General features: G+C 72.0%; 8 protein-coding genes and 1 pseudogene. 4 read left to right on the top strand and 5 right to left on the bottom strand.

The genetic code is table 11. The features are described 5' to 3' along the window. Positions 1–24 precede the first annotated feature (24 nt). Positions 25–1,056 (top strand): annotated as a pseudogene (locus tag CCO04_RS30095) (molybdopterin-dependent oxidoreductase); the annotation flags it as partial. Positions 1,057–1,200: 144 nt separating this feature from the next. Here the strand turns inward: CCO04_RS30095 and CCO04_RS16705 are convergent. From CCO04_RS16705 to CCO04_RS16695, 3 genes are read right to left on the bottom strand one after another with little or no spacing between them, the layout of a single operon-like run. Then, the gene (locus CCO04_RS16705) at positions 1,201–2,349 is read right to left on the bottom strand and encodes a hypothetical protein (RefSeq protein ID WP_215815255.1); all 1,149 of its coding nucleotides are present in this window, start codon (positions 2,347–2,349) and stop codon (positions 1,201–1,203) included. Between the two features lie 21 nt (positions 2,350–2,370). Beyond that, a complete protein-coding gene (arfB, locus tag CCO04_RS16700) occupies positions 2,371–2,793 on the bottom strand; it encodes an alternative ribosome rescue aminoacyl-tRNA hydrolase ArfB (RefSeq protein ID WP_215815254.1) in 423 nt (140 codons plus the stop codon). Beyond that, positions 2,793–4,901, bottom strand: coding sequence for a molybdopterin-dependent oxidoreductase (locus tag CCO04_RS16695; protein WP_215815253.1), 2,109 nt, complete (start codon positions 4,899–4,901; stop codon positions 2,793–2,795). The genes arfB and CCO04_RS16695 overlap by 1 nt, the downstream gene beginning before the upstream one ends. 140 nt (positions 4,902–5,041) lie before the next feature. Here CCO04_RS16695 and rpsO point away from each other — a divergent pair, with 140 nt between their 5' ends. From rpsO to CCO04_RS16680, 3 genes are all read left to right on the top strand, one after another. Further along, entirely contained in the window at positions 5,042–5,317 is a 276-nt protein-coding gene (gene rpsO / locus CCO04_RS16690) for a 30S ribosomal protein S15 (RefSeq protein WP_036542197.1), read from the top strand. Between the two features lie 220 nt (positions 5,318–5,537). Continuing rightward, positions 5,538–7,778, top strand: a complete 2,241-nt coding sequence (locus CCO04_RS16685) for a polyribonucleotide nucleotidyltransferase (protein WP_215815252.1) — start codon at positions 5,538–5,540, stop codon at positions 7,776–7,778. After that, complete coding sequence (locus CCO04_RS16680; protein ID WP_215815251.1) at positions 7,775–9,142, top strand: pitrilysin family protein; 1,368 nt, start codon at positions 7,775–7,777, stop codon at positions 9,140–9,142. The genes CCO04_RS16685 and CCO04_RS16680 overlap by 4 nt, the downstream gene beginning before the upstream one ends. Before the next feature lie 4 nt (positions 9,143–9,146). Here the strand turns inward: CCO04_RS16680 and CCO04_RS16675 are convergent, their stop codons facing one another. Together CCO04_RS16675 and CCO04_RS16670 are read right to left on the bottom strand one after the other, a co-directional pair. After that, positions 9,147–10,958, bottom strand: a complete 1,812-nt coding sequence (locus CCO04_RS16675) for a BCCT family transporter (protein ID WP_308281291.1) — start codon at positions 10,956–10,958, stop codon at positions 9,147–9,149. A gap of 187 nt (positions 10,959–11,145) precedes the next feature. Continuing rightward, positions 11,146–11,661 (bottom strand): trans-aconitate 2-methyltransferase, encoded by a 516-nt coding sequence (locus CCO04_RS16670; protein WP_215815250.1) that lies wholly within the window; start codon positions 11,659–11,661, stop codon positions 11,146–11,148. Positions 11,662–11,711 lie beyond the last annotated feature (50 nt).

Below are 11,711 nucleotides of genomic sequence, written 5' to 3'. Positions count from 1 at the left end.
AGTCACTCGTGTTACCGTCGGGAGATGACGGAGAACGCACTGCGCCGCCGGGCACTGCTCGGGCTGCCGCTGGCCGGCGCCGCCGCTGCCGTGGCCGCCCAGGTCGGACCGCTCGCCCAGCGTGCGCTCGCCGGGGCGCCGGCGATCCGCAAGGCCCTCCCGGCGTCCTGGTTCATCGACTACGGCACCAACGCGGAGACCCGCTGGGACTCCGTCGACCCGCGCCGCTACCGCACGCCCCAGGCGCGGCTGTTCGTGCGCAACCACACCGCGACGCCCACGATCGACCCGGCCGGCTACCGGCTGCGGGTCTTCGGGGACGGCCTGCTCGACCCCTCTGGGACCGAGCTCAGCCTGCGCGACCTGCGCCGGCGGTTCCGGACCGCCGAGGTGACCACCGTCCACGAGTGCACCGGCAACGGCCGCAGCCTCTTCGCGAGCCAGCAGGGCGCGACGGTGTCCGGCACGCCTTGGACGCTCGGCGCGGTCGGCACGGTCACCTGGCAGGGCGTGCGGCTGCGCGACGTACTGGCCGCGGCGGGGCTGCGCCCCGAGGCGGTGTCGATCCAGGCGACGGGCCTCGACGCGCCGTACGTCGACAAGGGGGTGGACCACGGCCGGGTCCGCCGCCCGTTCCCGGTCGCCAAGGCGCTCGACGACGCGCTGCTGGCCTGGGGCGCGAACGGCGAGCCGCTGCTGCCCGACCACGGCTACCCCCTGCGGCTCGTGCTGCCCGGCTGGATCGGGATCGCCAGCATCAAGTGGCTCGGCTCGCTCGAGGTCGCCACCGCCGACCTCACCTCGCCGTGGAACACCCGTTGGTACAACATCGACGGCCCCCTGAGCGTCAACCCGGTCCGCTCCGCCTGGGAGCTGGCCTGGCAGGCGCGGCTCCCGGCCGCCCGCAAGGTCGCCCTGGCCGGTCGCTCGTGGTCCGGCGCGGCGCCGATCGCCCGGGTCGACGTCAGCACCGACGGCGGCGCCACCTGGTCCCGGGCCCGGCTGCACCACGCGCCCCGGCGTACCCGGGGCCACGGCTGGACGCAGTGGAGCCACACCTGGCACCGCCCCACGGCGGGCGCCCACGAGCTGCTGGCGCGCGCCACCGATGCGCGCGGGCGGACCCCAGCCGGACGTCGCCGCGGTCAACCCCAACGGCTACTTCTTCGACGCCGTGGTGCGACACCCGGTGACGGTCGGCTAGCCGCGCCGCTCGGCGAGCAGCGCCGCCGTCGCGTCGCGGTCGTCCGGCAACCCGACCTGCATCCGGGCGAGCTTGGCGTTGCCGTTGGTGGGGCCCCAGGTCGCGTCGCTGGCGACGAGCGCGGCCACGACCGCGCACTGAGCGGCGCTCCACGCCGGCGCCGGGTCCGCGCGCACGCCGGGCGTGAAGACCACCTCGGGGAAGGTCCGGCGCAGGATCGGCGCGACGTCGGAGTCGACCGTGAACGCCCCGCCGGCCGCGATCATCGCGGTCAGCGCCGGGAGCATCTCGTCGAGGCCGACGTCCGCACGCTCCAGCAGCTCGCCCAGCAGCACCAGCCGCACGTGCCGCCCGAGCTGGGGCGGCCGCTCGGTGAACCAGGCGTCGCACGCCGCCGGGTCGCGCAGCGCCGCGATCAGCTCGGCGCTGCCGGCCGGCCCCCGCTCGCCGAGCGCGGCGCACGCCCGCACCGCCGGGTCGGGGTCGCTGAGCCAGGGGCTCGTGTCCCCGCCGCCGTCGCGCACGGCGAGGACCCGGGCGGCCTTCTCGTCGCGGTCGGCCGCGGCGGTGACCAGGTCGGACAGTGCGCTCACCACGGGGGCCTGTGCCTCCTCGCCGAGCAGGGCGGTGGCAGCGCCGAGGGCGGCGACGGCCTCGCGCCGTACGTCGGGGGCGGGGTGGTCCAGGAGCGGGCTCGCCGCTGCCGCGACCCGCGGTGCGAGCGCTCGTACGTCGACGACGGCGCGCCTCATGAGCAGGTCCACGACCGGGCTCGACCACGCCTCCTCGTCCTCGGCGGCGCTCGCCCGGAGGAAGGCGTCGACCTCCGCCTCGTTCGGTTCGGGCACCGGCTCGGCGCCGACATCGGACTGCCGGGCGGCGTCCATCGCCCACGCCAGCCACTGCAGCATCCCGGCCCGGGCCGGCGCCTGTGCCGCCGGTTCCGCCACGGCTGCGGCCACCTCGGCCACCGCGGCCGGCGTCGCCGTCCAGATGGTGCCCTGGTGGAGCACCGCGCCGTCGAGGTGGTCCAGTGCCTCGTCGATCTCGTCGTCGTCGCTGCCGCGGAGGGCGGCGAGGTGGTCGGGGGTGTCGGTGGCCGGGCCGTAGGCGTGGAAGAGCCGGTCCCAGGGAGTCGCGGTCACGCGGTCACCGTAGCGGGAGCGTCAGTCGTCGACCCGGCCGCGCAGCTGCTTGACCTGGCCCCGCTGCCGCTTGGCGTCGAGCCGTCGTTGCTGGGAGCCGCGGGTCGGCTTCGTCGCGCGCCGCGGCGGTGGGGGCGGCGCGAGCAGCTCTCGGATCCGGGCCGCGAGCCGCTCCCGGGCCGCACCGCGGTTGCGGTGCTGGGAGCGGTGCTCGTGGGCGACGATCGCGATCGGGCCAGGGCTGCGGGCGAGCAGGCGGGCGCGCTGGCGCTCGTCGAGCACGGCCGAGGCGGCCGGGTCCCAGACCAGCTCGACGCGGGTGTCGGTGGTGTTGACCGACTGCCCGCCCGGGCCGGGGGAGCGCGAGAAGCGCTCGACCAGCTCGCTGTCGGGCACGACGAGGCCGCCGGGGACTCCCGGCCCCGGTGGGACGGTGAGGTCCACTACGCCACCGTCACCGGTACGCCGGACAGCGCCGCATTGCCCGACACGTCGAGGCGCTCGGGGTCGGTCAGGTCGTTGATCGAGACCCCGGCGACCCCGGCGGCGACGCCCAGGCGGGCGCCGGCCCGGCCGTGCCCGTAGCCGTGGGGGAGCGAGACCACGCCCGGCATCACGTCCTCGGTCGCGCTCACCTCGACGCTCACCTCGCCCACCCGCGAGCGGACCGTCACCATCGCCCCGTCGCTGAGTCCGCGCGCGGCGAGGTCGGCGGGGTGCATGAGCAGCTGGTGGCGGGCCTTGCCGCGGGTGAGCCGGTCGGTGTTGTGCATCCACGAGTTGCAGTCGCGCTGGTGGCGCCGGCCGATGAGCAGCAGCTCGCCGTCGCGGGGCAGCGCGTGCTCCCGCAGCCGTACGACGTCCGCGGCCACGATCTCCGGCAGCGCGTCGATCCGGCCGTTCCCGGTCCGCAGCCGGCCGGGGAGCTGCCCGGCGTTGAGCGGGCCGAGGTCGACGCCCTCGGGGTGCCGGCGCAGCTCGGTGAGCGTCGTCCGGGAGCGCCCGGTGCGCAGCAGCATGCCGATCAGGAAGGTCGGGCTCATCCGCATCCGCGCCTCGGCCGCGATCCGCCGCTTGAGCGGGGGCTTGCGTCGTCGGCGCCGGGTGACGCGCAGGTAGAGGTCGCGGAAGATCTCCCAGTCGTGGCGCTGGTCGCGCCCCTTGGCGAGCACCGCCGGGGTGAACCGCGCGGTGTTGCGCACGGCCAGCAGGTGGAAGACGAGGTCGTAGTGGTCGCGCTCGAGCAGCGTCGTCGGCGGCAGGATCACGTCGGCGTGCCGGGTCGTCTCGTTGAGGTAGATGTCGACGGCCACGTAGAAGTCGAGTCCCTGGATCGCCCGGTCGAGCGCGGCGCCGTCGGGCGTCGAGAGCACCGGGTTGCCGGCCACGGTCAGCAGCGCCCGGACCTGGCCCTCGCCGGGCGTCTCGATCTCCTCGCGCAGCACCGAGACCGGCAGCTCGCCACCGAACTCCGGCGCGCCGCGCACCCGCGAGCGGTAGCGGTCGAGGTGCCCCCGCCCGATCAGCCCGCGCCCGATCGCGTCGATCGCCGGCTCGGTCAGCAGCACGCCGCCGACCCGGTCGAGGTTGCCGGTGACCAGGTTGAGCATCTGCACGGCCCACTGGCACACCGTGCCGAACTCCTGGGTCGAGACGCCGATCCGGCCGTACGCCGCCGCCCCGTCGGCCGCGGCGAGGTCCCGCGCGATCCGCCGGATCTCTGCGGCCGGCACCCCGCTGGCCTGCTCGGCGAGCTCGGGGGTGAAGTCGGCGACCAGCCGCTCGACCGCGTCGAGCCCGTCGGCGTACGGCGGCAGGTCGGTCAGGCCCTCGGCGAACAGCACGTGGAGCAGCGCCAGCAGCACCCACGCGTCGGTCCCCGGCCGGACGAAGTGGTGCTCGTCGGCGACCTTGGCCGTCTCGGTGCGCCGCGGGTCGAGCACGACCATCCGCCCACCTCGCGCCCGCAGCTCGCGCAGCCGCCCCGGGAAGTCGGGCACGGTCATCAGCGAGCCGTTGGAGGCCATCGGGTTGGCCCCGAGCACCAGGAAGTAGGAGGTCCGGTCGATGTCGGGCACCGGCAGCAGCAGCTGGTGGCCGTAGAGGAGGTAGCCGACGAGCTGGTGGGGGAGCTGGTCGACCGAGGTCGCGCTGAACTTGTTGCGCGTGCGGAACGACTGGGCCAGCGCCACCCCGTGGGTCATCGAGCCGAGGCTGTGCACGTTGGGGTTGCCGAGGTAGATCGCCAGCGCGTCCTCGCCGTGCTCGTCGACCGTCGCGGCCAGCCGGTCGGCGACCAGGGCGAGCGCCTCGTCCCACCCGAGCTCGATCCAGGTGTCGCCGACACGTCGTACCGGACGGCGCAGGCGGTCCGGGTCGGCGTGGACGTCGCCGATCGCGACCCCCTTGGGGCAGATGTGCCCGCGGGAGAGAGGATCGTCGGGGTTGCCCCGGACGCCGCTCACCCGCTCGCCGTCGGGGGTCGGCTCGATGGTCAGCAGCAGGCCGCAGGTGGCCTCGCACAGGTTGCACACGCCGGTCCGTGTCTCCACGCTGGCATCGTCGCACAGCGATTCGGTCGCGTGCGGGTCCCGCTGTTAGCCTTGAGCGTTGCCGTCAGAACGGCCGCGGACAAAGAGAGCCCCAGGATTTCAGGCTGGGGCGCCGCGCAACGAGCGAACCAGGAGTTCCCATGGCAGTCGGTACCGACGCTGAGACCAAGAAGAAGATCATCGCGGAGTACGCCACCACCGAGGGTGACACCGGTTCGCCCGAGGTCCAGATCGCGCTCCTGAGCCACCGGATCAGCCACCTGACCGAGCACCTCAAGCAGCACAAGCACGACCACCACAGCCGTCGTGGCCTGCTGCTCCTCGTCGGCCAGCGCCGTCGTCTTCTCAACTACCTCAAGAAGACCGAGATCGAGCGCTACCGCTCGATCGTCGAGCGCCTCGGCCTGCGCCGCTGACTCGAAGCGAAGGGATCCACCACCACGGTGGGTCCCTTCGCTACATTCAGCCTTGAACCACAACTGAAGACAGCAACCACTGGAGCGATCCGCGTCAACCACGCCTTCGATCCTCGGTAGTAGCCCTCTCTGCGCGCGCGAGCCGCAGGGCGGGCTTCGATCGAAGATCGATCACCGACGCGGGCGTCGCGGATCGCACCGCGAACGAAAGAGTCAAACGTTGACTGAACCCGTCATCTCCGCCGTCGAGACCGTTCTCGACAACGGAAAGTTCGGCACCCGTACCGTCAAGTTCGAGACGGGCCTCCTGGCCCGCCAGGCCGCCGGTTCGGTGACCGCCTACCTCGACGACGACACCATGCTGCTCTCGGCGACCACCGCCGGGAAGCACCCCAAGGACCACTTCGACTTCTTCCCCCTGACGATCGACGTCGAGGAGCGGATGTACGCCGCGGGCAAGATCCCCGGCTCGTTCTTCCGCAGCGAGGGTCGTCCCGGCGAGGACGCGATCCTCACCTGCCGTCTCATCGACCGCCCGCTGCGCCCGACCTTCAAGAAGGGTCTGCGCAACGAGGTCCAGGTCGTCATCACCGTGATGGCGCTCAACCCCGACACGCCGTACGACGTGCTGGCGATCAACGCCGCGTCGATCTCGACCCAGCTCTCCGGCCTGCCGTTCTCCGGCCCGGTCGGCGCCACCCGCGTGGCCCTCATCGAGGGTCAGTGGGTCGCCTTCCCGACGCACAGCCAGCTCGAGAACGCCGTCTTCGACATGGTCGTCGCCGGCCGCGTCACCGAGACCGGCGACGTCGCGATCATGATGGTCGAGGCCGAGGCCACCGAGCAGTCGTGGGGCCTGGTCACCTCCGGTGCGCAGGCGCCGACCGAGGAGGTCGTCGCCAGCGGTCTGGACGCTGCCAAGCCGTTCATCAAGCAGCTGGTCGAGGCCCAGGTCGAGCTCGCCAACGTGGCCGCCAAGCCGGTCCAGGAGTTCCCGATCTTCCTCGACTACGAGGACGACGTCTTCGAGGCCGTCGAGGCCGCGTCCAAGGCCGACCTGGTCGAGGCGATGACCATCGGCGACAAGCAGGACCGCGAGGCGCGCACCGACGAGCTCAAGGCCGAGCTGCTCGAGAAGCTCGCCGGCCAGTTCGAGGGTCGCGAGAAGGAGATCGGCGCGGCCTTCCGCTCGGTCAACAAGCAGGTCGTGCGCGAGCGCGTGCTGCGCGACAAGATCCGCATCGACGGTCGCGGCCTGGCCGACATCCGTCCGCTGCACGCCGAGGTCGGCGTCGTCCCGCGGGTCCACGGCTCGGCGCTGTTCGAGCGCGGCGAGACCCAGATCCTGGGCGTCACCACCCTCGACATGCTCAAGATGGAGCAGCAGCTCGACACGCTCTCCCCGGAGACGTCGCGCCGCTACATGCACAAGTACATCTTCCCGCCGTTCTCCACCGGCGAGACCGGCCGCGTCGGCTCGCCGAAGCGCCGCGAGGTCGGCCACGGCGCGCTCGCGCGTCGGGCGCTGCTGCCGGTGCTGCCGAGCCGCGAGGAGTTCCCCTACGCGATCCGTCAGCTCTCCGAGGCGATGGGCTCCAACGGCTCCACCTCGATGGGCTCGGTCTGCGCGTCCACGCTGGCGTTGCTCCAGGCCGGCGTCCCGCTCAAGGCGGCCGTCGCGGGCATCGCGATGGGCCTCATCTCCGGCGAGGTCGACGGCGAGACGCAGTACGTCGCGCTGACCGACATCCTCGGTGCCGAGGACGCCTTCGGCGACATGGACTTCAAGGTCGCCGGCACCAAGGAGTTCGTCACCGCGCTCCAGCTCGACACCAAGCTCGACGGCATCCCGGCCGAGGTCCTCGCCAAGGCCCTCAACCAGGCCAAGGACGCCCGTCTGGCGATCCTCGAGGTCATGGGCGAGGCCATCGACGCTCCCGAGGAGATGTCGATCCACGCCCCGCGGATCATCACCGTCAAGGTGCCGGTCGACAAGATCGGCGAGGTGATCGGGCCCAAGGGCAAGGTCATCAACCAGATCCAGGACGACACCGGCGCGACCCTGTCCATCGAGGACGACGGCACGGTCTACATCGGTGCGACCAACGGCGAGGCTGCCGAGGCCGCCCGCCAGGCGGTCAACGCGATCGCCAACCCGACCATGCCCGAGGTCGGCGAGCGCTACCTCGGCACGGTCGTGAAGATCACCAACTTCGGTGCCTTCATCGCGCTGATGCCGGGCAAGGACGGGCTGCTGCACATCACCAAGCTGCGCGCCCTGGCCGGTGGCAAGCGGATCGAGAACGTCGAGGACGTCGTCTCGGTCGGCCAGAAGCTCCAGGTCGAGATCGCCGAGATCGACGACCGCGGCAAGCTCTCGCTGGTTCCCGTGGTCGAGGAGGCCGCTTCCGACGAGGCGCCGGCCGAGGCGACCGAGGCCGGGGAGTCCGACGAGGCGTGAGCACCACCCGCACCACGACGGCCGGTCAGCGTTCCGCTGACCGGCCGTCGGCCGTTCCCCGGGCCTCCACCCGCACCCTGGAGACCGTCCGCGACGAGACCGGTCAGGTCACCTCGCTGGTCCGCCGCACCCAGCTCGCCTCGGGCCTGCGGATCGTGACCGAGCAGATGGCCGGCGCCCGATCGGCGTCCATCGGCGTCTGGGTCGGTGTCGGCTCGCGCGACGAGACCGCCAAGACCCACGGCGCCTCGCACTTCCTCGAGCACCTGCTGTTCAAGGGGACCACCGAGCGCACCGCGCTCGACATCTCGATCGAGCTCGACGCGGTCGGCGGTGAGTTCAACGCCTTCACCGCCAAGGAGTACACCTGCTTCCACGCACGGGTGCTCTCCGACGACCTGCCGCTCGCGGTCGACGTCCTGGGCGACATGATCACCGGCTCGGTGATCGCCACCCACGACGTGGACGCCGAGCGCGACGTCATCCTCGACGAGATCGCCATGCACGACGACGACCCCGACGACGTCGTCCAGAACCTGCTGGCCGCCCTCGCCTGGGGCGAGGACAGCGCGCTGGGCCGCCCGATCGCGGGCACCGACGCCTCGATCGAGGCGATGACCCCGGCCCAGATCAAGCGGTTCTACCGCCGTCACTACGTGCCGGCCAACACCGTCATCTCCGTGGCCGGCGCGGTCGACCACACGGCCGTCGTCCGGGCGGTGAAGAAGGCCTTCGCCCGCCACGACTGGCTCGACACCGTCGCGGCGCCCGTCGCTCCGCGCGGCGCCGCTCCGCGCCGTCGTACCCGGGTGGAGGCGGGGGAGGGTCACGTGACCCGGCCCTTCGAGCAGGTCAACCTGGTCCTCGGCTGCGAGGGCCTGACCCGCGACGACGAGCGCCGCTACGCCCTCGGCGTGCTCAACACCGCCCTCGGCGGCGGTACGTCGAGCCGGCTCTTCCAGGAGGTCCGCGAGCACCGCGGCCTGGCCTACTCGGTCTACTCCTTCGCCGCCCACTACGCCGACTCGGGCCTGGTCGGCGTCGCCGTCGGCTGCCTGCCCGACCGCACCGAGGAGGTGCTGGCCGTGGTCCGCGAGCAGCTCGCCCTCATCGCGGCCGAGGGCATCACCGACGAGGAGCTCACCCGCGGCAAGGGTCAGCTCGTCGGCGGCATGATCCTGGGCCTGGAGGACTCCGGCTCCCGGATGATGCGCCTGGGCAAGAACGAGCTCGTCAACGGCGAGGTGCTCGGCATCGACGAGGTGATCGCCCGGATCGAGGGCGTCACCCTGGACCAGGTCCGCGAGGTCGCCGCCGAGGTCTTCGGCCGGCCCGAGCTGCTCGCGCTCGTCGGGCCGGCCTGAAACCTCAGCGGTCGGTGGTCTCGAGCTCGGGCTCGGGATCGACCACCGTGGGCTCCTCCGGCACGGGCTCGCTCGCCTCGACCGTGAGCGCGAAGTCGTCGCCGTGCTCGGTGACGCCGGTGATCACCGCCTGCTCGATCGCCTCGGCGCCGTAGCGCTGCCGTACGACGAGCGGGTCGTGGCGCAGCTCCTTCATCAGCGAGACCGTCAGCCCGATCATGATCAGGACGAACGGCAGCGCCGCGACGATGGTGATCGTCTGGAGGCCCTGGAGCGCATCCTCACCGCCCGCGAGCAGCATCACCGCCGCGACGGCCCCGGTGGCGACGCCCCAGAAGATCACGACCGTACGACGCGGCTCGGTCGTGCCGTGCTCGGACAGGCTGCCCATCACGATCGAGGCGGCGTCGGCGCCGGAGACGAAGAAGATCGCCACCAGCAGCATCACCAGCACGATCGCGACGGTCGCGAGCGGCAGCGCGTCGAGGGTGCCGAACAGCTGGGCCTCGAGGCCGCCGGCGCCGGCGATGTCGGTGCCGTTCTTCTGCAGGTCGATGGCGGTGCCGCCGAGGATGCAGAACCACAGCACGCTGACCACGCTCGGCACCAGCAGCACGCCGGTGACGAACTGGCGGATCGTGCGGCCGCGGGAGATCCGGGCGATGAACATGCCGACGAACGGCGTCCAGGAGAGCCACCAGGCCCAGTAGAAGACCGTCCACGAGCTCAGCCAGGCCTCGGTGTCCGGACCCTCGGCGCCCGTGCGGGCGGCCATCATGGCGAGGTCCTGGACGTAGCTGCCGAGCGAGGTCGGCACCAGGTTGAGGATGAACACGGTCGGGCCGACCACGAACAGGAACAGGGCGAGCACGAGCGCCAGCACCATGTTGATGTTGGAGAGCCACTGGATGCCCTTGGCGACGCCGGAGACGGCCGAGAGCACGAAGGCGACGGTCAGCACGGTGATGATGAGCACGAGCGCGCCGTTGCCGAGCGGGCCGATGTCGGCGACGATCTCGAAGCCGCTGCTGATCTGCAGGGCGCCGAGGCCGAGCGAGGTCGCGGACCCGAACAGGGTCGCGAAGATCGCGAACATGTCGATCACCCGGCCCGCGCCGCCCGAGGCGCGCCGGCCCAGGAGCGGGGCGAAGGCGGCCGAGATGAGCTGGACGCGGCCCTTGCGGTAGACGCCGTAGGCGATCGCGAGGCCCACGACGGCGTAGATCGCCCACGGGTGCAGGGTCCAGTGGAACATCGTGGTCGCCATCGCGGTCTCCGCCGCGGCGTCGGCGTCCCCGCCGGTGCCCGGGGGCGGGGTGACGAAGTGCGACAGCGGCTCGCTGACGCCGTAGAACATCAGGCCGATGCCCATGCCTGCGCTGAACATCATCGCGATCCACGAGACGGTCTTGAACTCCGGCTCCTCGTCGTCGCGGCCGAGCGGGATGGTGCCGTACTTGCTCATCGCCAGCCAGATGACGAAGACGACGAAGCCGCTCGTGGTCAGCACGAACAGCCAGCCGGTGTTGGTCATCACCCAGTCGAGGGCCCGGGAGGAGGCCTCGGCGAGCGAGTCCGTCCCGAGCAGGCCCCACACAACGAAGCCGATGCTGACGGCGGCCGCGCACCCGAAGACGATCGGGTCGATCCCGCGCCGGGGCGGGTCCTCGGGCTCGGTGCCCTGGTCGATGGACAGGTCCAGCGCCGGGTGCGGTACGACGTCCGCCGCGGGGCTGCTGAGGGCCTCGGCCAGCTCGGCGGCCGCCCGCGACCGTCGGGGCTGATGGCCGTTGTTGGTGCTCTTCGGTTCGCTCACGTCACTCCTGGGGTCTCTCACGCACAGTCCGTGCGCACGCCCGGGCCCCCGGCCGTCCGGCAGGAGGGGGAGTCGTGATGAGGACCCCGAAGTATTCGTGATTTGTCCGAGAGTCAGATCAGCCCGGGTTCGGGCGTGCTGCCCCAGCAGGTTAACAAAACCTGAACGGATCGCCGTTTCGTCAGGTTCAGCGACGGCCGATGATGCCGATCACCGGCGGCATCTTGGAGTCCACGATGTAGACCCGGAAACCGCCGTCGCGCAGCTGCTCGGAGGCCTTGGCGAGGATGTCGGAGACCTGCTCGGGCCGGGTGGTGTCGAAGAACAGGTTCACCGAGCCGCCAGGCATGAGCCGCTCGTGGAGCAGCGCGATCTCCTCGGCCGCGTCGCGTACCCAGAACAGGTTCACGTCGAAGGCGAACACCTTGGTCAGCCGCTTGACCGGCACCCGCAGGGTGGCCAGGTCGATCTGGCGGACCGTGAGCTTGCCGGCCTCGATATGAGCGGCGCAGCGGGCCTTCGTGCGGTCGACACCGGCCTCGGATCGGTCGATGGCGAACATCTTGCCCTTGCCCTCGAGACGCCGGCAGATGAGGTCCGCGGCAGCGCCGTTCCCACAGCCGATCTCCAGCACGTGGTCGTTGGGCTGGACGTCCATGAAGTCCACCGCCCACCGGATCCGGGCCGGGATCTTGTTCACCATGGGGGTCAGCCTGCCAGAACGTCGCCCGAGCCGACGCACTACCTTGGTCC

It is taken from the genome of Pimelobacter sp. 30-1 (assembly GCF_018831735.1).
Classification (GTDB): Bacteria; Actinomycetota; Actinomycetes; order Propionibacteriales; family Nocardioidaceae; genus Nocardioides.
Note: the sequence above shows the minus strand (reverse complement) of the source record. Positions and strands in the feature narration are given on the sequence as shown.